Below are 20,508 nucleotides of genomic sequence, written 5' to 3' on the forward strand. Positions count from 1 at the left end.
CTTAGTTGCTGTTTGTTGCTCCGTCGTTCAATGCAGCACTCTGCAACGCTTTTCTGGCCTGCTGTTTACGCAGCAGTTGCCAGTGCGCCAGCACGGTTTTCGGTGCCCAGATCTGTGGCTCCGAGGCTTCGAAGTTGTCCGCCAGTTCGCGCTCGGCGACGGTGGCCTTGGCCAGTTTGAAGGCTTGCTCCAGATCGTCGGTCTGGTTCAGGGCCTGAGCGAACAGGGCGTCGCCGAAGTAGGTGAAGTTGGCTTCTTCCGAGCAACCGAACGACACGCGGTCGGCGCGCGAGGCGGTCATGATCAGTGTGCGCTCATCTTTCAGCGCGGGGATGAAACCGCCGGAATAGCACGATGAGATCACGATCACCTTGTCGCGATTTTTCAGTGGAGCAAGCACGGCGGCGAGTTCGTCGGCGGGCAGGTCGGCCAGCTCCATGCGCGGCTGGTCGAGCACCAGCTCGTGTTCGGCGGTGCCGTGGCTGGTCAGGTAGATGAACACCAGGTCTTCCGGGCCGCTGCGTTCAGCGAGGGTCTGCGCGGCGCGGCGCAGGTTTTCGCGGGTGGCCATCGGCCGGTCGGCGAGATGCTCGCGGTGGTTGACCAGACGAATCTGGCCGTAGGCACCGAAACGTGTGGTGAGCATGTTGGCGACGTAGTCGGACTCGCGCAGGAACACGCTTTGCTTGCCGTCGCCGCCGAGGGTCAGGGTGTACAGCTCGACTGCCGGAGTTGAGGCAGGCACGGCGGCCAGTGCGTCATCGAGCAGACGCCCTTGGGCCAGCAAGCCGAGTTCGAGGGTGTCGGGCAACAGCTTGCCGTCGGCGTCACGTACGCGCTGGCCGTTGATCCACGTGCCGCTGAGCACGGTGCCGTCAGTCAGCACCAGAGTGCCGCGTCCGGCGTAGCTGTCGCCGTCGAACCCGCCGATGTAGAAGCTGCCGTCAGACAGGTTCAAGCGGCCCTGACCGCTGAAGCGCCAGTCGTTGAAGAAGCCGATGTAATGGCTGCCGTCGGCACCGATCAGTTCGCCCTTGCCGGTCAGCGCACCTTCCTTGAACTGGCCGAGCCACACGTCGCCGTCGGCGTTCTCGTAGCGGCCCTTGCCGTGCAACTGACTGTTCTTGAAACCACCGACATAGATGTCGCCATCGGCACTGTTGAATGTGCCATTGCCTTCGAGCTGGCCGTTGACGAAATGGCCGCTGAAGGTATTGCCGCTAGAGTCGCCGCGCTGGCCTTCGCCGTTGGGTTTGCCGTGGGCGAACTGGCCCTGATAGGAACTGCCGTCGTCCATTTCCAGACGACCCAGCCCGGAATACTGGTCAGCCTTGAACTCGCCACGGTAGGTCATGGCGTTTTCCTTGAGGGTGCCTTCGCCGTCGCGTCGGCCCTGCTTAAAACCGCCGGTGTAACTGCTGGCGTTGGTGGTCAGGCTGCCCTGGCCATCGAACAGGCCCTGCTGGAACTGGCCGCGATAGACCTCGCCGTTGCTGCCGTGCCACTCGCCTTGGCCATGCCATTGGCCCTTGTCGAACTGCCCGGCGTACCAGCTGCCGTTAGGGTAGTCGACCCGGCCCTGGCCTTGCAGCAAGCCGTTGACCAGTTCACCGCGATAGCGTCCGCCGTCCGGCAGCCGTGCATCCGGGGGCAACAGCGATTCGCCGTCGCCGCACGCGGTGAGCATCAGGGTCAGGGCAAGGGGTGCAAGAGAAGCGAGTGGGCGCATAGCGGGATCCGGGCAATTAGGCGACCGAGTATGCCGCAGCTATGTGACCTTATACAGCCGGGAAAACAGCGCTGATGCGAAACAGCGTGCGCTGTTTCGCATCCCGTGACTCAAACGAAGCAGAGCGACAGCGGTTCGGCGATATAGGCCGGTTTGTCCGAGCCTTCTATCTCAAGCGTTGCGGTGGCCTTGAGCAGCCATTGACCGGGTTTTTTCTCGGTCACTTCGGCCAGATCGACTTTCAGGCGCACTTTTGAATTGACCTTCACCGGCTGGATGAAACGCACGCTGTCCAGGCCGTAATTGACCACCATCTTCAGGCCTTGCGGCAGCACGAGGATGTCTTCCATCAGTTTCGGGATCAGCGACAACGACAGGAAACCGTGGGCAATGGTGCTGCCAAAAGGCGTTTGCGCGGCTTTGACCGGATCGACATGGATGAACTGATAATCCCCGGTGGCTTCGGCGAACAGGTTGATGCGCTCCTGATCGATGGTGAGCCATTCGGAACGTCCGAGTTCCTTGCCGACATAATCTTTGAGCTCTGCAACGGGAACATAGGGCATTGAGACTCTCCTTGGGTTCATCGGTTTTATAGTTTTTCAGGTGGGGGATTTGACCGCCCTGCGAACCACTGTAGATCAACATGGCGATTTGCTCCGGTCAACCGACCATGCTTTTGGCGAATGCCGATCCATAGCGCTGCCGTGCTTATAATGCCGAGGACTTGCGGGGGGAGATGTCTGATGTTGTTACGTGGCCTGACCATGCTGGTGCTGTTCCAATTGCTCGGCACGGCACTCAACCATTTGCTGTTGCCGGTGCTGCCGGGGCCGATCATCGGTCTGCTGCTGTTGCTGGTGTTCCTGATCATTCGCGGTGAAGTCGGCGAGCCGCTGAACCTCGCGGCCGGCAGCCTGCTGCGCTATCTGCCGTTGCTGCTGGTGCCGCCGGCGGTGGGCGTGATGGTTTATGCGAGCGACATTGCCGCCGATTTCTGGGCGATTGTCGGCGCGCTGGTGCTGTCGTTGATCCTGTCGATGGCTTTCGCCGGGGTGCTGATGCAACGCCTGGTCAAGCGCCATGCGCCGCACTCGGAGGAGTCGTGATGCTCTTTGATTGGCAAGGCGCCTGGGCTTCGGTGATCCATCATCCGCTGTTCGGCATCGGCATCACCCTCGGTGCCTATCAACTGGTACTGGCGGCGTTCGAGAAAACCCGCTGGATCTTTCTGCAACCGGTGCTGGTCTCGATGCTGGTGGTGATCGGCGTTCTGGTCGGCTGCGGCCTGACCTACGCCGAGTACCGCAAGAGCACCGAAATCCTCAGCATTCTGCTGGGCCCGGCGACGGTGGCGCTGGCGGTGCCGCTGTATCTCAACCTCAAACGCATCCGCCAATTGTTCTGGCCGATTTTTACTACGCTGGTGATAGGCGGCGTGGTCGCCACGGGCATGGGCGTGTTGCTCGGCTGGTGGTTCGGTGCCGAACACATGATTCTGATGACCATGGCGCCGAAGTCGGTGACCTCGCCGATTGCCATGCTGGTGGCCGAGCAGATCGGTGGCGTGGCGGCGCTGGCGGCGGTGTTCGTGCTGATCACCGGGGTGATCGGCGCGATCTTCGGCCCGGCGCTGCTGACCCGGCTCGGCGTGCACAGCCCTGAGGCGCGCGGCATGGCGCTGGGCATGACCGCACACGCGGTAGGCACCTCGGTGGCGTTGCAGGAAAGCGATGAGTGCGGCGCCTTCGCGGCGCTGGCGATGAGTCTGATGGGCGTGGCCACGGCGGTGTTCCTGCCGTTGGCGGTGTCGATGGTGGTGTAAGGAAATGTCTATGAGTCTGCCGCTTTTTCCGCTCAACACAGTGCTGTTCCCCGGCTGCAACCTCGACTTGCAGATCTTCGAGGCGCGCTACCTGGACATGATCGGCCGCTGCATGAAACAGGGCGGCGGTTTCGGCGTGGTGTGCATCCTCGATGGCCACGAAGTCGGCGTTGCGCCAGAGGGCTTTGCCCTGGTCGGCTGCGAGGCGCGGATCACCGATTTCCAGCAACAGGACAACGGTCTGCTGGGGATCCGGGTGCAGGGCGGGCGGCGTTTTCAGGTGTTGCGCACAGAGGTGCAGCGCGATCAGTTGATCCTCGCCGACGTCGAGTGGCTGGACGATGAGCCGGAGCAACCGTTGCAGGACGAAGACGCCGATCTGGTGGCGCTGCTCAAGGCCTTGGCCGAGCACCCGATGGTCGAGGCGTTGAACATGGGCACCGAAGCGCTGGGGCAGCAGTCGCTGGCCAATCAGCTGGCGTATCTGCTGCCGTTCGCCGAAGAAGACAAGATCGACCTGCTGCAACTCGACGATCCGCAGCAGCGACTGGATGCGATCCAGGCGCTGCTCGATGAGTTGCAGGGTGAGCTGTTCGCCTGAGTATCAGTAGGCGTAACGCAACATCGTGTCCGGCAGATGCCGAAACACGAACAGGCTGAACAGCACCAGCAGCGCGGGCAGAACCAGCCACCAGACCTTGAACGGCATGGCATTGAGCGGTGCCTTGCGCTGACTCAGCCACAAGCCCGCCGCACATACGCATGCCGCCAGCATTGCGCCGGCCAGAATATCCGTCGGCCAGTGCGCCCCCAGATAAACCCGTGACAAAGCAATCGACAGCGCCGGAATACAGCCGAGCAGCAGCCAGGTCAGGCGCATGCGCGGCGGTTGGCCGCGACCGGCGAGAACCGCCAGCACCAGAAACAGCGCGAACGAACCGGAGGCATGACCGCTGGGCATGCTGTAGCTGGTCAGCGGATCGGTCAGCACTTCCGGGCGGACCCGGGCGAAAAACTGTTTGGTGACGGTATTGAGGAGCGCGGTGCACAGCAGCACGCCACCGGCAAAGATTGCCTGACGCCATTGCCGGCACAGCAGCAACAGACCGGTGAGCAGGGCGCTGAACATCAACATATTGCGGAATTCACCGATCAGGGTGAAGGTCACTGCGATTTCATCGAGCATCGGCTGCCGATGTTCCTGCACCAGGGTCATCACGCCCTGGTCGAGGGCGTGCAGATACGGATAGCCAATAAACAGGCCGATCAGAATCAACAGGCTCATGCTGCTGATCCAGATCGTCGCACGGCGATGCTGGCGCAAGCTGCTGTTCACGCTCATGCCGACCATCACCGCAATACTGGCGGCAACGATGCCGGCCTGCAGCCAGAAACCTTCCGGCAGCGGCAGACGGATCGCCGCGCCGGTGGCCCAACCCGGCAGCAGGTAGGCGACGCTCCAGCCGGCGGCGGCCAGCAGGCTGACGGCGGCGAAACGCGGGAAGGGCATGTCGCACATCCCGGCAACCATCGGCAACATCGGCCGCAACGGGCCGATGAAGCGCCCGACCAGCAGACTGGCGATGCCGTAACGCTGGAAGTAGGTTTCGGCCCCGGCCATCCATTCCGGATGGTGGCGCAGTCCCGGCAGGCGGCGGATGTTCTGATGGAAATGGCGGCCGAGGAAGTACGAGATCACATCGCCGAGTATCCCGCCGAGAAAGCCCAGCAGCAGGGTTTCACTCAACGACAGTGCGCCGCTGCCGGCGAGTACGGCCACGGCAAACAGCAACACCGTGCCGGGCACGATCAGCCCGGCAATTGCCAGGCACTCCACGCAAGCGACGATAAATACCGCAGCGGCCAGCCACTGCGGATTGGCGGCGAGCCACCCGGTCACGCTATCGAGCCATGGGCCCATACACACAACTCCATCAAATCTTCAAATTGATCCTTGTAGGAGTGAGCCTGCTCGCGATGGCGCCTGGTCAGTCGATTTCTTCGTTGACTGACGCACCGCTATCGCGAGCAGGCTCACTCCTACAGTGAATTACTTTTACTTCAGCCCTGCCTCTAACCCCGGCAGCAAAAAATAATCGCGACCTTCGACCTGGCCCCGGCGCAGCGGGTTCCGCGTGCACCACTGGGCATACGCGGCGTCGACGAAACGGTACATCAGGTGTTCGTCGCGGCCATGGGGGATGCCCAGGCGGGTGGTCTGGATAATCTGGGTCGGCGCCGGCCCGGTGTCTTCCACCAGCATCAGCTCGTGATCGAAACGCTTGGCGTCCCACATCGGCACCTTCAACCCCAGCGCCTTGCACAGCAGCGTCTGCCCGGCGCAAAGTTTTTGCGAAGGGCGCGGCCGGCCTTGGGCATCGGGGTTGTTCAGCAGCATCTGCGCCAGACTCGCCGGCCCACTGATTTCATCGACCCACGGGTAGGCGGACTTGATCAGCACCGCGTTGCCCGGCCCCTGAGCACTGAAGTTCAGCGAATCGCCGCCCCTGGCGTAATACATATAGATGTGCCCGCCATCCAGAAACAAAGCCTTACGTTTTTCCGTGTAGCCGAGCGATGCATGACTGCCTTTTTCCGCGCAGTAATAGGCTTCGGTTTCGATGATCCGGGCGCTGAGCCACAGATCGCCGACCCGGTGGCGGATGACTTTGCCGAGCAGATCGCGGGCCAGCACTTGCGCGTCACGGTCGAAAAAAGCGTCCGGAAGGCCCAGTGGCAGGCGCTCGGCGGTGGCGCGAAAGGTCAGGTTGGACATGGCAAACGGTGGTTATCCAGGCGAAGGAGGTCGTGATGATAACAATCCGAGGCTTAATTACGGCTGAACGTCGGCAAATTGCAGTCCATTTCGACCATCCGCCTGTCACCGCTGTTAGTCCCGGGACGCGACAGCTATAATCTGCCGCTTTCCTCTTTGCCAAGACCCCAGCAGACCATGACTGAGTCCGTTCTTGACTACATGACCCGATTGGGTCGCGCCGCCCGCGAAGCTTCCCGGGTCATCGGCCGTGCCAGCACCGCGCAGAAAAACCGCGCCTTGCAGGCTGCTGCCAATGCGCTGGACGCTGCTCGCGCCGAGCTGGCCGCAGCCAATGAACAGGATCTGGCCGCCGGTCGCGCCAACGGTCTGGAGCCGGCCCTGCTGGAGCGTCTGGAACTGACCCCGGCGCGCATCGACGGCATGATCGTCGGCCTGCGTCAGGTGGCAGCATTGCCCGATCCGGTCGGTGCGATCCGTGACATGAGCTTCCGCCCGTCCGGGATTCAGGTCGGCAAGATGCGCGTACCGCTGGGTGTGATCGGGATCATCTACGAATCCCGGCCCAACGTGACCATCGATGCCGCCAGCCTGTGCCTGAAGTCCGGCAACGCGACCATCCTGCGCGGTGGCTCCGAGGCGATTCATTCCAACCGCGCGATTGCCGCGTGCATTCAGCGCGGTCTGGCCGAGGCCGAATTGCCGGCAGCCGTGGTGCAAGTGGTCGAAACCACCGACCGTGCCGCCGTCGGCGCGATGATCAGCATGCCCGAGTACGTCGACGTGATCGTGCCGCGCGGTGGCCGTGGCCTGATCGAACGTATCAGCCGTGATGCCCGGGTGCCGGTGATCAAACACCTGGACGGCATCTGCCACGTATTTGTCAGCGAGCACGCCGATCTGGCCAAAGCCCAGCGCATCGCCTTCAATGCCAAGACTTACCGTTATGGCATCTGCGGCGCGATGGAGACCTTGCTCGTCGATCAAAGTGTTGCGAAGGATTTCCTGCCGCCGATGGCTGCCCAGTTCCGCGAGAAAGGCGTCGAGCTGCGTGGCTGCGAACGCACCCGCGCGATCATCGACGCGGTGGCGGCCAGCGAAGACGACTGGAGCACCGAGTATCTGGCGCCGATCCTGTCGATCCGTGTGGTCGACGGACTGGATCAGGCCATCGAACACATCAACCATTACGGCTCGCATCACACCGACTCGATCGTCAGCGAAAACCTCGCCGACACCCGGCGTTTCGTCGCGGAAGTCGACTCGGCGTCGGTGATGATCAACACCCCGACCTGCTTCGCCGATGGATTCGAATACGGATTGGGTGCCGAGATCGGCATTTCTACTGATAAGCTGCACGCCCGCGGCCCGGTGGGCCTCGAAGGACTGACCTGCGAGAAGTACATCGTGGTCGGTGATGGCCAGTTGCGCGGCCAGGCGACGGTCTGACTTGACCGACCTCGACTTGACAGCGCCGCTGCCTGACGGCGAACTCCGACCCCGGCGCATCGGCGTACTGGGCGGCACGTTCGACCCGGTGCACATCGGCCATTTGCGCGGTGCGCTGGAAGTTGCCGAAGCGCTGCTGCTCGACGAGCTGCGCATGATGCCCAGCGCCCGGCCGCCGCACCGCGATACGCCGCAGGTGTCGGCGCAGGATCGGTTGGCAATGGTTGAATGCGCGGTGGCCGGAGTGCCGCCGCTGGTGGTGGACGCCCGCGAATTGCAGCGGGACAAGCCGTCTTACACCATTGATACCCTGGAGTTGATGCGTGCCGAAATGGCCGCCGAGACCCAGGTTTTTCTGCTTTTGGGCTGGGACGCATTTTGCGGCCTGCCCACTTGGCATCGCTGGGAAGAGTTGCTCCAGCATTGCCACATCCTGGTGCTACAGCGCCCGGACGCCGACAGCGAACCGCCGGATGCCTTGCGCAACCTGCTGGCAGCGCGTTCGGTGAGCGACCCGCTGGCCCTGAAAGGGCCGAGCGGACAGATTGCATTCGTCTGGCAGACACCGCTCGCGGTTTCCGCCACCCAGATCCGTCAACTGCTGGCCAGCGGTAAGTCGGTACGTTTCCTGGTGCCCGACGCGGTCCTGGCCTACATCGATGCGCACGGTCTTTACCGTGCGTCGAACTGAACAAGGCGTGCTTCACTGATACGAATCCACGTATCGCCAAGCCGCCGAATATACGAGCAAAACGAGTTTTATATGACTGACAAAGACGTAAGCAAAGTTAAGCGCAAAGGCACGTTCAAGAGCGCACCGCTGCCGGAAGTCGCCAACACCAACGAGCCGCTCAAGGGCGACGAGCTGGTCAAGGTTGCCGTGGCAGCCCTGGAAGACGTCAAGGCACAAGACATCCAGATCATCGATGTGCGCGACAAGCAGAGCATCACCGACTACATGATCATCGCCACCGGTACGTCCAATCGCCAGATCAACGCGATGCTGGACAAGGTCCGTGAAGAAGTCAAAAAGCAGGGCGCCAAGCCGCTGGGCGAAGAAGGCAAGGGCGACAGCGACTGGGTTCTGCTCGACCTGGACCTGGTGATCGTGCACATGATGACTGCCTCGGCACGTCAGTTCTATGATCTGGAGCGCCTGTGGGCCGGTGCCGAGCAAAGCCGTGCGGCAGACGCCAAGCACCACAGCCCGGAAAACACCCACGAGCATTTCACCAAGCTCAACAAAGACCAGCTGTAAGGGATTGCTGTGCGACTGCGACTGATCGCCGTCGGTTCACGCATGCCCAAGTGGGTGGAAGAAGGCTGGCATGAATATGCCAAGCGTCTTCCGTCCGAGCTGGCGCTGGAACTGGTGGAAATTCCGCTCAATACCCGTGGCAAGAACGCCGACGTGGCCCGTTTCATCCGCCAGGAAGGCGAAGCCATGCTGGCCAAGGTCGGGCCGAACGAGCGGATCGTCACGCTGGAAGTCCACGGCAAGCCCTGGAGCACCGAGCAACTGGCGGTCGAACTCGACCGTTGGCGGCTGGATTCGCGCACGGTCAATTTCATGGTCGGTGGCCCCGAAGGGCTGGCGCCGGAAGTCTGTGCCCGCGCCGATCAGCGCTGGTCGTTGTCGCCGCTGACCTTGCCGCACCCGCTGGTGCGGATCCTGATCGGCGAACAGCTGTACCGTGCCTGGACCGTGCTGTCCGGCCACCCTTACCACAAGTAGTCCTGCTCTCATGTCTCAGCCGATCCGCATCAAGGACCACGAAAAGGACGCCCGCCTGGTGCGTAGCCGCGTCGTGTTCGGGGCCATTGCGGTCATGCTGTTGATCTGCGTGCTGATTGCGCGGCTGTACTACTTGCAGGTGATCCAGTACGAGTACCACTCGACACTCTCGGAAAACAACCGCGTCCACGTGCAGCCGATTCCACCGACCCGCGGCTTGATCTTCGACCGCAACGGCGTGGTGGTGGCGGACAACCGTCCGAGCTTCAGCCTGAGCATGACCCGCGAGCGTTCCGGCGACTGGCAGCAAGTGCTCGACGTGATCGTCGAAGTGCTGCAACTGACGCCCGAGGACCGGGTGATCTTCGAGAAACGCATGCGTCAGGGGCGTCGGCCATTCGAGCCGGTGCCGATCCTGTTCGAACTGACCGAAGAGCAGATCGCCCGGATCGCGGTGAACCAGTTCCGCCTGCCTGGGGTGGAAGTGGTCGCGCAACTGGTGCGCCACTACCCGCAGGGCGCGCATTTTGCGCACTCGGTGGGTTACATGGGGCGCATCAACGAGAAAGAGCTGAAGACCCTCGACCCGGTCAACTACAGCGGCACCCACCACATCGGCAAGACCGGCATCGAGCGTTTCTACGAGCCGGAGCTGCACGGCCAGGTGGGGTACGAGGAAGTCGAAACCAACGCTCGGGGCCGCGTATTGCGCGTGCTCAAGCGTACCGATCCGATTCCCGGCAAGGACATCGTCCTGAGCCTGGACATCAAACTGCAGGAAGCGGCCGAAGCTGCGCTGGGCGGGCGTCGTGGCGCGGTGGTGGCGCTCGATCCGAAGACTGGCGAAGTGCTGGCGATGGTCAGCCAGCCGAGTTTCGACCCGAACCTGTTCGTCACCGGCATCAGCTTCAAGGCCTATGCCGAACTGCGCGATTCCATCGACCGGCCGCTGTTCAACCGCGTGCTGCGCGGCCTGTACCCGCCGGGTTCGACGATCAAGCCGGCGGTGGCGATTGCCGGTCTCGATTCTGGCGTAGTGACAGCGTCGAGCCGGGTGTTCGACCCCGGTTACTACATGCTGCCCAACTACGATCACAAGTACCGCAACTGGAACCGTACCGGTGACGGCTTCGTCGACCTCGACACGGCGATCATGCGTTCCAACGACACCTACTTCTATGACCTGGCGCACAAGCTGGGCATCGATCGGTTGTCGGCCTACATGAATAAGTTCGGCATCGGCCAGAAGGTCTCGCTGGACATGTTCGAAGAGTCCCCCGGCCTGATGCCGTCCCGCGAGTGGAAGCGTGCGACGCGCAAGCAGGCGTGGTTCCCGGGTGAAACCCTGATTCTGGGGATTGGCCAGGGTTATATGCAGTCCACACCGTTGCAACTGGCGCAGGCCACGGCGCTGGTCGCCAACAAAGGCATCTGGAACCGGCCGCACCTGGCCAAGACCATTGAGGGCGCCAAACCGGTAGACGAGAACCCGATGCCGGACATTGTCCTGCGCGATCCGTCGGACTGGACCAAGGTCAACCACGGCATGCAGCAGGTGATGCACGGCGCCCGGGGTACTGCGCGCAAGGCAGCAATCGGTGCGCAATACCGCATCGCCGGCAAGTCCGGTACCGCTCAGGTCGTCGCGATCAAACAAGGTGAAAAATACGACCGCTCCAAGGTTCAGGAACGCCACCGCGACCACGCCTTGTTCGTTGGTTTCGCCCCGGCCGACAACCCGAAAATAGTGGTTTCGGTGATGGTCGAGAACGGTGAGTCCGGCTCCGGTGTCGCCGCGCCAGTGGTGCGTCAGGTCATGGATGCCTGGCTTCTGGATCAGGAGGGTCGATTGAAGGCCGAATACGCCGGTCCTATCAGTGCGGAGGCTACGGCCCGTGATGAATAATTTTGATCGCATGCTCTCCAGCGAGGATGTGATGCGTCGCCGGGCGACGCTGCTGCAACGTTTGCATATCGATGGCCCGCTGTTGATCCTGCTGCTGATCCTCGCCGCAGGCAGTCTGTTCGTGCTGTATTCGGCCAGTGGCAAGAGCTGGGATCTGCTGGGCAAACAAGCCACGTCGTTCGGCATCGGCCTGGTGTCGATGATTGTCATCGCCCAGTTCGAACCACGGTTCATGGCGCGTTGGGTGCCGCTCGGTTACGTGGTCGGCGTGGTGCTGCTGATGGTGGTGGACATCATGGGCCACAACGCCATGGGCGCAACTCGCTGGATCAACATCCCCGGGGTGATCCGCTTCCAGCCCTCGGAGTTCATGAAGATTCTGATGCCGGCGACGATTGCCTGGTATCTGTCCAAACGCACGCTGCCACCGCAACTCAAGCACGTCGGCATCAGCCTGATGCTGATCGGTGTGCCGTTCATTCTGATCGTGCGCCAGCCCGACCTCGGCACGTCGCTGCTGATTCTGGCCGGCGGCGCGTTCGTGCTGTTCATGGGCGGACTGCGCTGGCGCTGGATCCTCAGCGTGCTGGCCGCCGCCGTACCGGTGGCGATCGCCATGTGGTTCTTCATTATGCACGACTACCAGAAGCAGCGGATCCTCACGTTCCTCGACCCGGAAAGCGATCCGCTCGGCACCGGCTGGAACATCATCCAGTCGAAAGCCGCGATCGGTTCCGGGGGCGTGTTCGGCAAGGGCTGGCTGCTGGGCACCCAGTCGCACCTGGACTTTTTGCCGGAAAGCCACACCGACTTCATCATCGCCGTACTGGGCGAGGAGTTCGGTCTGGTGGGCATCTGCGCGCTGCTGCTGATCTATCTGCTGCTGATCGGTCGCGGCCTGGTGATTACCGCCCAGGCGCAGACGCTGTTCGGCAAATTGCTCGCCGGCGCGCTGACCATGACGTTTTTTGTTTATGTTTTCGTCAACATCGGTATGGTCAGTGGCCTGTTGCCGGTGGTGGGGGTGCCGTTGCCCTTCATTAGCTACGGAGGAACTTCGCTGGTGACACTGCTGTCAGCGTTTGGGGTTTTGATGTCGATTCATACGCATCGCAAGTGGATCGCACAGGTTTGAATAAGGTGAAGAGTTCAATGCAAGTCATGCGCAGCTGGGCGACTCGTTACGCGCCGTGGGTCGGCCTGGTCGGCATCCTTGGCAGCGCGCAGGAAGCGCTGGCCGGCGATTACGAAGGTTCACCGCAGGTGGCCGAATTCGTCGGTGAAATGACCCGCGACTACGGTTTTGCCGGCGAGCAACTGATGGCGGTGTTCCGCGAGGCGCAGCGCAAGCAGGCGATTCTCGACGCCATCTCCAAACCCGCCGAGCGGGTCAAGCAGTGGAAAGAATATCGCCCGATGTTCATCACCGACGCGCGCATCGCCCGTGGTGTGGACTTCTGGCGCCAGCACGAGGCCGTGCTGGCCCGTGCCGAGCAGGAGTACGGTGTACCGGCACAAGTCATCGTGTCGATCATCGGCGTCGAGACCTTTTTCGGACGTAATACCGGCAATTACCGGGTGATTGATGCATTGTCCACGCTCGGTTTCGACTATCCTCCCCGTGCCGAATTTTTCCGCAAGGAATTGCGTGAGTTCCTGCTGCTGGCCCGTGAAGAACAGGTCGATCCATTGACCCTCAAAGGCTCGTACGCCGGGGCGATGGGCTTGCCGCAATTCATGCCGAGCAGCTTTCGCGCCTATGCGGTGGATTTCGACGGTGACGGTCACATCAATATCTGGACCAATCCGGACGATGCGATCGGCAGCGTGGCCAGTTACTTCAAACGGCATGGCTGGGTCGCCGGGGAACCAGTGGTCAGTCGCGCCGATGTGCGCGGCGAGCAGGTCGATGAAGGCCTGACCACCGGCATCGAGCCGACGAAAACGGTCGGAGAGTTGCGGGCGCTGGGCTGGTCAAGTCATGATGCGCTGCGCGATGATATGCCGGTTACTGCATTTCGCCTCGAAGGCGACAACGGCCCTGAATACTGGATGGGCCTGAAGAATTTCTACGCGATCACGCGTTATAACCGCAGCGTGATGTACGCCATGGCCGTACATCAACTGTCTGAAGAGCTGGTAAAAGCACGGGGCGTCAAGTAATGCGGGCATTGCCTATCAATAAACCCCTGAAGCTGGTGGCATTCGCCGCGTTGGCGGTGCTGGTCGCCAGCTGTTCGACCAGCCGCGCGCCAACCCAGAAGACCTCGTCTACCGCCGTACGTGCGCAGCCGGGGCTGGACATCAACCGCGCGCACAAAGACGGCGCGCCGTGGTGGGATGTCGATGTTTCGCGGATCCCGGACGCCACGCCGACCCTGCACACCGGCCCGTACAAGGCCAACCCTTACACCGTGCTGGGCAAGACCTATTTCCCGTTGCAGGAATCCAAGACCTACGTCGCCTCGGGTACGGCGTCCTGGTACGGCACCAAGTTCCACGGGCAGAACACCGCCAACGGCGAAGTGTATGACCTGTACGGCATGAGTGCCGCTCACAAGACTCTGCCACTGCCAAGTTACGTTCGGGTGACCAACCTGGACAATAACAAGAGCGTGATCCTGCGGGTCAACGATCGCGGGCCGTTCTATTCGGACCGGATCATCGACTTGTCCTACGCGGCCGCGAAGAAGCTCGGTTATGCCGAAATCGGCACCGCGCGGGTCAAGGTCGAGGGCATCGATCCGCAGCAATGGTGGGCCGCCAAGGGCCGTCCGGCGCCGCTGATGCTCAACGAGCCACAAGTCGCGCAGAATAGCGCCCCGGTGATCACGGCGTCGGCCGGTACCATCGAGCAGTGGACCCCGCCGCCGCAGCAACATGCCTCTGACACTGTCCCTGTACAGATCAGCGCAAAAAAAAACGCTTCTGCACCAGCGTCTGGCCAGTATCTGCAGGTGGGCGCGTTCGCCAACCCGGACGCTGCAGAACTCCTGAGGTCGAAGCTCAGCGGGATGGTGAGCGCTCCGGTGTTCATCAGCTCGATCGTGCGCAATCAGCAGACCCTGCACCGGGTACGCCTGGGGCCGATCGGTTCGCCGGGTGAGATCGCCCAGGTGCAGAACAGCGTGCGCCTGGCCAATCTCGGCTCGCCGAGCGTGGTCACAGAGTAAGAAACGTAGCACTTGATTGACGGTTCACTTGCGGTTTTGGGGGGTGAACCAGGTTGTTGGCTCGTCGAAGAACAAAAGCCCGGCAAGGGTGACTGGAGTGAGCAACTGAACACGCGATGGCCCGTTAGAAGGCTGTCTGAATAGTTTTGCCTTCGGGCAAGTTTCCATTAGCGATTTCGAGAGACGGATGAACATCACCACCTTTGCCAAACGCCTGTGTCTGCTAGTCCCGCTGCTCCTCTCGCCAGCCGCTTTCGCGGCCGAGATGATGCCGTCGCCACCTCAACTGGCTGCAAAAGCCTACGTGCTCATGGACGCCAGCAGCGGCAACGTGCTGGTGGAGAACAACGGTGACCAGCGTCTGCCGCCAGCCAGCCTGACCAAACTGATGACCGCGTACATCGCTACGCTGGAAATCCGTCGTGGCCAGATCGGTGAGAACGACCCGGTGACCGTCAGCGAAAACGCCTGGCGTACCGGCGGCTCGCGGATGTTCATCAAAGTCGGCTCGCAAGTGACCGTCAGCGACCTGCTGCACGGCATCATCATCCAGTCCGGCAACGACGCCAGCGTGGCGCTGTCCGAGCACATCGCCGGCAGCGAAGACGCGTTCGCCGACCTGATGAACAAGACGGTCACCGATCTGGGCATGACCAACTCGCACTTCATGAACCCGACCGGTCTGCCGAACCCTGAGCACTACTCGTCGGCTCATGACATGGCGATCCTGGCCCGTGCGATCATCCACGAAGACCCGGCTCACTACGCGATCTACTCGCAGAAAGAGTTCTTCTGGAACGGCATCAAGCAGCCTAACCGCAACCTGCTGCTGTGGCGCGACAAGACCGTTGACGGTCTGAAAACCGGTCACACCGACGAAGCCGGCTACTGCATGGTGTCCTCGGCTGTACGTGATGGCCAGCGTCTGATCGCCGTGGTGTTCGGCACCAACAGCGAAGTGGCGCGTGCCGCTGAAACCCAGAAGCTGCTGACCTACGGTTTCCGTTTCTTCGAAACCCAGACCTTCTACCAGAAGGGCACCGAACTGGCTCAGGCCCCGGTGTGGAAAGGCACCACCAGTCAAGTCAAGGCCGGCCTGGCTGAAGACCTGACCATGACCCTGCCAAAAGGCCAGCTGAAAAAGCTCGCTGCCAGCATGACCATGAACCCGCAACTGACCGCGCCAATCGCCAAGGGCGACGTGATCGGTAAAGTCGAAGTGAAACTGGACGACAAGGTAGTGCACAGCGCTGACCTGATCGCTCTGGACGCTGTCGAGGAGGGTGGTATCTTCCGCCGCATGTGGGATAGCATCCGTCTATTCTTCTACGGCTTGTTCAACTGATTTGTGTTGACCTGCATGGCCCCGCCCCGATCCGGTGCGGGGCCATGTGCGTTACCACGGCTTGCGCTCTAGAGGCCGTTACGCCATGACCGATACCGAAGTAAAGGCGCCAAAGATCGAATTTCCGCAGACTGATTATCCGATTAAGGTGATCAGCGATACGGGCGTCGGCAACAAAGACAAAATCATCGACATCGTCAAGAAACACGCAACCATCAATGATGAGCGCATCGACGAGCGTCAAAGCAGCAACGGCAAGTACACCACCATCCAGCTGCACATCGTCGCGACAGACCAGGATCAGCTGTACAACATCAACAGCGAACTGCGGGCTTCCGGTTTCGTGCACATGGTGTTGTGATGCCGGGCACGCTGGGCTTTCGCGAACTTGGCCAGATGGCTTACGAGCCGGTCTGGCATGCCATGCAACGCTTCACCAACGAACGCGGCAGCGATGCCGCCGACGAAATCTGGCTGGTCGAGCACCCTCCGGTGTTCACCCAAGGCCAGGCCGGCAAGGCCGAACACCTGTTGCTGCCGGGCGATATCCCGGTGGTACAGGTCGATCGCGGCGGGCAGGTGACTTATCATGGCCCGGGCCAATTGGTGGCTTACCTGTTGCTGGATGTGCGCAAGCTGGGTTTCGGCGTACGTGATCTGGTCACGCGCATGGAACACTGCCTGATCGAACTGCTGGCCAGCTACGGCGTCACCGCCGCCGCCAAGCCAGATGCTCCCGGCGTCTACGTCGACGGAGCGAAAATCGCTTCTCTGGGTTTGCGGATTCGCCACGGTTGCTCCTTTCATGGCCTGGCCCTGAACGTGGATATGAACCTGGAGCCGTTTCGACGGATTAATCCCTGCGGCTATGCCGGGCTGGCGATGACCCAGCTGAGCGATCACGCAGGATCGATTGAATTTGCCGAGGTAAGTGCCCGGCTGCGCGCGCAGCTCGTCAAACACCTCGACTATGCTGAGCAGACGACCCTGACGGGCGGAATCGACTGATATGACTACTGATGCAGTGCAAACCATGATCCCGACGCTCGACGTGACCGAGCGCCCGGCCCCGCGTCCCAAGGTTGAGGCCGGCGTCAAGCTGCGCGGCGCCGAGAAGGTTGCACGCATCCCGGTAAAGATCATTCCGACCACCGAACTGCCGAAGAAACCCGACTGGATTCGCGTGCGTATCCCGGTTTCGCCGGAAGTCGACCGGATCAAGAGTCTGCTGCGCAAGCACAAGCTGCACAGCGTCTGCGAAGAAGCCTCCTGCCCGAACCTGGGCGAGTGCTTCTCCGGCGGCACCGCGACCTTCATGATCATGGGCGACATCTGCACCCGTCGTTGCCCGTTCTGCGACGTTGGCCACGGTCGTCCGAAGCCACTGGACGTCAACGAGCCGGAAAGCCTGGCGATCGCCATTGCCGACCTCAAGCTCAAGTACGTGGTGATCACCTCGGTTGACCGCGACGACCTGCGCGACGGCGGTTCCCAGCACTTTGCCGACTGCATCCGCGAGATCCGCAAGCTGTCGCCGAACGTGCAGCTGGAAACCCTGGTCCCGGACTACCGTGGCCGCATGGACATCGCCCTGGAAATCACCGCTGCCGAGCCGCCGGATGTGTTCAACCACAACCTGGAAACCGTGCCGCGCCTGTACAAGGCTGCGCGTCCGGGTTCGGACTACCAGTGGTCGCTGACCCTGCTGCAACGCTTCAAGCAGATGATGCCGCACATTCCGACCAAGTCCGGCCTGATGCTGGGTCTGGGCGAGACTGACGAAGAAGTCATCGAGGTCATGAAGCGCATGCGCGAACACGACATCGACATGCTGACCCTCGGCCAGTACCTGCAACCGTCGCGCAGCCACTTGCCGGTGCAGCGTTTCGTGCACCCGGACACCTTCGCCTGGTTCGCCGAAGAAGGCTACAAGATGGGCTTCAAGAACGTTGCTTCCGGCCCGCTGGTACGTTCCTCGTATCACGCCGACGAGCAGGCGAAACTGGTCAAGGCTGAACTGCTCGGTTCCTGATCCGGCGCAGATAGCCTCGAAAAATACCCGCTTCGGCGGGTATTTTTGTTTGGGCCTGCCGCGCACTCTTTTGTTTGTCTCTGGACCTGACTACTGTGTCTGCAAGACTTCACACAGGGAGACCCATGGATGACCGTTCGACCGACCCACCGCCTTTTTCCGCATAAACCCGTACCGGCGCTGCCGTCCGAAGGGCAGATCGGCGTGATCGCGCCCGCCGGCCCCGGTGCGCTGGACACGGAAAAGGCTGTGCAGTGGATGCGCGCCCGCGGGTATGCGCTGAAAGTGTTCCCCGGTGTCTACGAGAAGGACGGCTATCTGGCCGGCAGCGATGACGTACGCCTCAACGACCTGCATGCCGCGTTCGCCGACCCTGAAGTCGACGCGATCATTTGCCTGCGCGGCGGCTACGGTACGCCGCGCCTGCTGGACCGGATCGATTACGATCTGCTCAGCCGCCACGCCAAGCCGTTTGTCGGCTACAGCGACATCACCGCGCTGCATCTGGCGATCAGTCGCTACGCCGGGTTCGTGACCTTCCACGGCCCGCTGCTCAATGCCGATTTGCTGGGCGACAAGGAGCCGCCGACTGTCACTTCATTCTTCGCCATGCTGCGCGGTCAGTTGAAGGCGGGGAGTGTGTTGAGCCATCCGGTGGCTTATCCCTTGACCACCGTCGAACCCGGCATCGCTCATGGACGCTTGCTCGGCGGTAATCTGGCGATGATTGCTTCGACGCTGGGCACGCCTTATGAAATCGATGTGGAAGGGGTGATTCTGCTGATCGAGGACGTCAACGAGCCGCTGTACCGCATCGACCGTTTGCTCACGCAAATGCGCCTGGCCGGGAAGCTGGCCCAATTGCGCGGGGTGCTGGTCGGTGATGTCGCTGGTGTCGATGTCGAGGCGCTGAATCGCTTGCTCAAGCAGACATTCGAGCCGTTACGGATTCCGGTGCTGTCGGGGTGGCGCAGCGGGCATTGTGATCCGAACCTGACGCTGCCGATGGGGGCGCTGGTGCGACTGGATGCGGGGAAGAAGGAATTGATGTTGGAACAGGATGTGGTGATCAAGACTGAAACGGTTATTGCCTGACAGTCAGTCTTCGCGAGCAGGCTCGCTCCCACATTGGAATACGGTCAACTGTGGGAGCGAGCCTGCTCGCGAAAGCGATACCCGCCATACGGCAGTGTTTCTATTGGGCGCGCAGGCTCTCAAGCAGCTTATGCGTCGGATACCCGTCCGCCGGCCAGCCAAACGACTGTTGCGCACTGCGGATCGCCTTGCGGGTATTGGCGCCGATAATCCCGTCCGCCGTTCCCGCATCGTAGTTACGCGCGCTCAGCAGGTTCTGCAATTCGATACGCTCGGTGCGGCTCAGTGGCAGGTCATCTTTCGGCCACGTGCCGTTGATCAGGCCAGCGCCATTGAAGCGCTCGGACAACAGGCTGACCGCCAGTGCGTAGGACGACGAGTTGTTGTACTTGAGGATCGCCCGGAAGTTGTCGAGGATCAGGAACGCCGGGCCACGGTAGCCGGCCGGCAGCAGCAGGGCGGCAGACAGCTGTTCCGAGCCGGCCGGGGCCTGACCGCCATTAGGCAGGATCACGCCCAGTTGCCGCCATTCGGCAACGGTCTTGCGCATCGCGCCATCGGCCAGGGTGTAGTTGAATCCGCTCGGCAGTTGCACCTCGAAGCCCCACGGCTGACCACGCTGCCAGCCTGAGCTTTGCAGGTAGTGCGCGGTGGAGGCCAGTGCATCGGCCGGGCTGCCCCAGATGTCGCGGCGGCCGTCACCGTCGAAATCCACGGCGTGGGTGTTGTAGGTCGTCGGAATGAACTGGGTCTGGCCCATCGCGCCGGCCCACGAGCCAAGCATCTTTTCTGGCGTGATGTCGCCCTGTTGCAGGATCTGCAGCGCCGCGATCAGTTGTGCATGAGCAAATGCGGGGCGACGGCCTTCGTAGGCCAGGGTCGCCAGCGAGTTGATCACCGATTTGGTGCCCTGGAACTGACCGAAGTTGCTTTCCATGCCCCATACCGACACCAGTGCCTGGCGATCCACGCCATAACGCTGTTCGATGCTTTGCAGGATGTCGGCGTACTGACTGATCAGCGCCTGACCCTTGCGCACCCGCAACGGCGACAGGGCGCCGTCGAGGTATTCCCATACCGGACGCGAGAACTCCGGCTGGCTGCGGTCGGCTTTGATCACACTGGCATCGAAGCTGACATTGGCAAACGCGCGGTCGAACAGATCGGCGCGGATCCCGGCCGCCAGCGCATCCTTGCGGAAACCCGCCTGCCATTCGGCAAAGGTCTGGGTTGGCTGAAGATCAAGTGGGTCAGCGGACGGCACTACCGGCGGGATGATTGCCGGGGCTGTTGCGACAGGGGCGGCTTGAAGGGGTTGCGCATCGGCGGCGGTAGGTTTTTCCGCGCAGGCGACAAGCAGAATGAAGCTGGAGGCAGCGATCAGTTGGCGAACGGGCCAACGACGGGAAAGACTGAAGGGCATGCACAGTTCCAGGGGATACG

The 20,508-nt window shown here is 61.9% G+C and carries 21 protein-coding genes; 16 read left to right on the forward strand and 5 right to left on the reverse strand.

Features of this window, described 5'->3' with window-relative positions:
• Nucleotide 1 precedes the first annotated feature (1 nt).
• Both CRO59_RS18890 and CRO59_RS18895 read right to left on the reverse strand, forming a co-directional pair.
• Complete coding sequence (locus CRO59_RS18890; protein ID WP_097089347.1) at nt 2-1,729, reverse strand: C13 family peptidase; 1,728 nt, start codon at nt 1,727-1,729, stop codon at nt 2-4.
• A gap of 110 nt (nt 1,730-1,839) precedes the next feature.
• On the reverse strand, nt 1,840-2,295 hold the full coding sequence (locus CRO59_RS18895; protein WP_003228575.1) for a MaoC family dehydratase: 456 nt from the start codon (nt 2,293-2,295) through the stop codon (nt 1,840-1,842).
• Between the two features lie 180 nt (nt 2,296-2,475).
• On the opposite strand from CRO59_RS18895, the gene CRO59_RS18900 reads away from it, so the two are divergent.
• Genes CRO59_RS18900 through CRO59_RS18910 form a run of 3 tightly spaced genes read left to right on the forward strand, consistent with a single transcriptional unit; the run spans nt 2,476 to nt 4,155 of the window.
• The gene (locus CRO59_RS18900; RefSeq protein ID WP_095139173.1) at nt 2,476-2,838 is read left to right on the forward strand and encodes a CidA/LrgA family protein; all 363 of its coding nucleotides are present in this window, start codon (nt 2,476-2,478) and stop codon (nt 2,836-2,838) included.
• The gene (locus tag CRO59_RS18905; RefSeq protein ID WP_027612903.1) at nt 2,838-3,554 is read left to right on the forward strand and encodes an LrgB family protein; all 717 of its coding nucleotides are present in this window, start codon (nt 2,838-2,840) and stop codon (nt 3,552-3,554) included. Before CRO59_RS18900 ends, CRO59_RS18905 begins: the two co-directional genes overlap by 1 nt.
• 10 nt (nt 3,555-3,564) lie before the next feature.
• Nucleotides 3,565-4,155, forward strand: a complete 591-nt coding sequence (locus CRO59_RS18910) for an LON peptidase substrate-binding domain-containing protein (RefSeq protein WP_007960613.1) — start codon at nt 3,565-3,567, stop codon at nt 4,153-4,155.
• 3 nt (nt 4,156-4,158) lie between these two features.
• Here CRO59_RS18910 and CRO59_RS18915 read toward each other — a convergent pair whose 3' ends face one another.
• Nucleotides 4,159-5,475 carry a bifunctional DedA family/phosphatase PAP2 family protein gene (locus tag CRO59_RS18915; RefSeq protein ID WP_097089345.1) on the reverse strand — a complete coding sequence of 439 codons (1,317 nt, stop codon included), beginning with the start codon at nt 5,473-5,475 and terminating at the stop codon, nt 4,159-4,161.
• A 135-nt stretch (nt 5,476-5,610) separates the two neighbouring features.
• A complete protein-coding gene (locus CRO59_RS18920; protein ID WP_097089343.1) occupies nt 5,611-6,330 on the reverse strand; it encodes a DNA-3-methyladenine glycosylase in 720 nt (239 codons plus the stop codon).
• 177 nt (nt 6,331-6,507) lie between these two features.
• Here CRO59_RS18920 and CRO59_RS18925 point away from each other — a divergent pair, with 177 nt between their 5' ends.
• The 13 genes from CRO59_RS18925 to CRO59_RS18985 all read left to right on the forward strand — a co-directional run bounded on the left by CRO59_RS18925 (nt 6,508) and on the right by CRO59_RS18985 (nt 19,065).
• Nucleotides 6,508-7,779, forward strand: coding sequence for a glutamate-5-semialdehyde dehydrogenase (locus tag CRO59_RS18925; RefSeq protein WP_097089341.1), 1,272 nt, complete (start codon nt 6,508-6,510; stop codon nt 7,777-7,779).
• Nucleotides 7,748-8,470 carry a nicotinate-nucleotide adenylyltransferase gene (nadD, locus tag CRO59_RS18930; RefSeq protein ID WP_049827899.1) on the forward strand — a complete coding sequence of 241 codons (723 nt, stop codon included), beginning with the start codon at nt 7,748-7,750 and terminating at the stop codon, nt 8,468-8,470. Before CRO59_RS18925 ends, nadD begins: the two co-directional genes overlap by 32 nt.
• 72 nt (nt 8,471-8,542) lie before the next feature.
• Entirely contained in the window at nt 8,543-9,037 is a 495-nt protein-coding gene (gene rsfS, locus CRO59_RS18935; RefSeq protein WP_007960601.1) for a ribosome silencing factor, read from the forward strand.
• 9 nt (nt 9,038-9,046) lie between these two features.
• Nucleotides 9,047-9,514: a 23S rRNA (pseudouridine(1915)-N(3))-methyltransferase RlmH gene (rlmH, locus tag CRO59_RS18940; RefSeq protein ID WP_003185785.1), complete on the forward strand. Its 468-nt coding sequence runs from the start codon at nt 9,047-9,049 to the stop codon at nt 9,512-9,514.
• Nucleotides 9,515-9,524: 10 nt separating this feature from the next.
• Nucleotides 9,525-11,420: a penicillin-binding protein 2 gene (gene mrdA, locus CRO59_RS18945; RefSeq protein ID WP_096796302.1), complete on the forward strand. Its 1,896-nt coding sequence runs from the start codon at nt 9,525-9,527 to the stop codon at nt 11,418-11,420.
• Between the two features lie 31 nt (nt 11,421-11,451).
• Nucleotides 11,452-12,555: a rod shape-determining protein RodA gene (gene rodA, locus CRO59_RS18950; RefSeq protein WP_047296919.1), complete on the forward strand. Its 1,104-nt coding sequence runs from the start codon at nt 11,452-11,454 to the stop codon at nt 12,553-12,555.
• 17 nt (nt 12,556-12,572) lie between these two features.
• The gene (gene mltB, locus CRO59_RS18955; protein WP_007960589.1) at nt 12,573-13,583 is read left to right on the forward strand and encodes a lytic murein transglycosylase B; all 1,011 of its coding nucleotides are present in this window, start codon (nt 12,573-12,575) and stop codon (nt 13,581-13,583) included.
• A complete protein-coding gene (locus tag CRO59_RS18960; protein ID WP_007960588.1) occupies nt 13,583-14,593 on the forward strand; it encodes a septal ring lytic transglycosylase RlpA family protein in 1,011 nt (336 codons plus the stop codon). Before mltB ends, CRO59_RS18960 begins: the two co-directional genes overlap by 1 nt.
• Before the next feature lie 187 nt (nt 14,594-14,780).
• Nucleotides 14,781-15,938: a D-alanyl-D-alanine carboxypeptidase family protein gene (locus tag CRO59_RS18965; protein ID WP_025108693.1), complete on the forward strand. Its 1,158-nt coding sequence runs from the start codon at nt 14,781-14,783 to the stop codon at nt 15,936-15,938.
• Between the two features lie 85 nt (nt 15,939-16,023).
• Entirely contained in the window at nt 16,024-16,299 is a 276-nt protein-coding gene (locus CRO59_RS18970; protein ID WP_027612895.1) for a DUF493 domain-containing protein, read from the forward strand.
• Nucleotides 16,299-16,946, forward strand: a complete 648-nt coding sequence (gene lipB, locus CRO59_RS18975; protein ID WP_097089339.1) for a lipoyl(octanoyl) transferase LipB — start codon at nt 16,299-16,301, stop codon at nt 16,944-16,946. The genes CRO59_RS18970 and lipB overlap by 1 nt, the downstream gene beginning before the upstream one ends.
• Nucleotides 16,947-16,971: 25 nt before the next feature.
• Nucleotides 16,972-17,970 carry a lipoyl synthase gene (gene lipA / locus CRO59_RS18980; protein ID WP_177409016.1) on the forward strand — a complete coding sequence of 333 codons (999 nt, stop codon included), beginning with the start codon at nt 16,972-16,974 and terminating at the stop codon, nt 17,968-17,970.
• Between the two features lie 129 nt (nt 17,971-18,099).
• On the forward strand, nt 18,100-19,065 hold the full coding sequence (locus CRO59_RS18985; protein ID WP_097089336.1) for an LD-carboxypeptidase: 966 nt from the start codon (nt 18,100-18,102) through the stop codon (nt 19,063-19,065).
• A gap of 100 nt (nt 19,066-19,165) precedes the next feature.
• On the opposite strand, the gene CRO59_RS18990 is transcribed toward CRO59_RS18985, so the two are convergent.
• Nucleotides 19,166-20,488 (reverse strand): lytic murein transglycosylase, encoded by a 1,323-nt coding sequence (locus CRO59_RS18990; protein WP_097089334.1) that lies wholly within the window; start codon nt 20,486-20,488, stop codon nt 19,166-19,168.
• Between the last annotated feature and the right edge of the window lie 20 nt (nt 20,489-20,508).

The organism is Pseudomonas sp. LAMO17WK12:I5, from assembly GCF_900215165.1.
Lineage (GTDB): Bacteria > Pseudomonadota > Gammaproteobacteria > Pseudomonadales > Pseudomonadaceae > Aquipseudomonas > Aquipseudomonas putida_A.

Coding starts and splice junctions, on each gene's coding strand:
- CRO59_RS18890 (WP_097089347.1), bottom strand. CDS start 1,729: ATGCGCCCACTCGCTTCTCTTGCACCCCTTGCCCTGACCCTGATGCTC.
- CRO59_RS18895 (WP_003228575.1), bottom strand. CDS start 2,295: ATGCCCTATGTTCCCGTTGCAGAGCTCAAAGATTATGTCGGCAAGGAA.
- CRO59_RS18900 (WP_095139173.1), top strand. CDS start 2,476: ATGTTGTTACGTGGCCTGACCATGCTGGTGCTGTTCCAATTGCTCGGC.
- CRO59_RS18905 (WP_027612903.1), top strand. CDS start 2,838: ATGCTCTTTGATTGGCAAGGCGCCTGGGCTTCGGTGATCCATCATCCG.
- CRO59_RS18910 (WP_007960613.1), top strand. CDS start 3,565: ATGAGTCTGCCGCTTTTTCCGCTCAACACAGTGCTGTTCCCCGGCTGC.
- CRO59_RS18915 (WP_097089345.1), bottom strand. CDS start 5,475: ATGGGCCCATGGCTCGATAGCGTGACCGGGTGGCTCGCCGCCAATCCG.
- CRO59_RS18920 (WP_097089343.1), bottom strand. CDS start 6,330: ATGTCCAACCTGACCTTTCGCGCCACCGCCGAGCGCCTGCCACTGGGC.
- CRO59_RS18925 (WP_097089341.1), top strand. CDS start 6,508: ATGACTGAGTCCGTTCTTGACTACATGACCCGATTGGGTCGCGCCGCC.
- nadD (WP_049827899.1), top strand. CDS start 7,748: ATGGCCAGTTGCGCGGCCAGGCGACGGTCTGACTTGACCGACCTCGAC.
- rsfS (WP_007960601.1), top strand. CDS start 8,543: ATGACTGACAAAGACGTAAGCAAAGTTAAGCGCAAAGGCACGTTCAAG.
- mrdA (WP_096796302.1), top strand. CDS start 9,525: ATGTCTCAGCCGATCCGCATCAAGGACCACGAAAAGGACGCCCGCCTG.
- rodA (WP_047296919.1), top strand. CDS start 11,452: ATGCGTCGCCGGGCGACGCTGCTGCAACGTTTGCATATCGATGGCCCG.
- mltB (WP_007960589.1), top strand. CDS start 12,573: ATGCAAGTCATGCGCAGCTGGGCGACTCGTTACGCGCCGTGGGTCGGC.
- CRO59_RS18960 (WP_007960588.1), top strand. CDS start 13,583: ATGCGGGCATTGCCTATCAATAAACCCCTGAAGCTGGTGGCATTCGCC.
- CRO59_RS18965 (WP_025108693.1), top strand. CDS start 14,781: ATGAACATCACCACCTTTGCCAAACGCCTGTGTCTGCTAGTCCCGCTG.
- CRO59_RS18970 (WP_027612895.1), top strand. CDS start 16,024: ATGACCGATACCGAAGTAAAGGCGCCAAAGATCGAATTTCCGCAGACT.
- lipB (WP_097089339.1), top strand. CDS start 16,299: ATGCCGGGCACGCTGGGCTTTCGCGAACTTGGCCAGATGGCTTACGAG.
- lipA (WP_177409016.1), top strand. CDS start 16,972: ATGATCCCGACGCTCGACGTGACCGAGCGCCCGGCCCCGCGTCCCAAG.
- CRO59_RS18985 (WP_097089336.1), top strand. CDS start 18,100: ATGACCGTTCGACCGACCCACCGCCTTTTTCCGCATAAACCCGTACCG.
- CRO59_RS18990 (WP_097089334.1), bottom strand. CDS start 20,488: ATGCCCTTCAGTCTTTCCCGTCGTTGGCCCGTTCGCCAACTGATCGCT.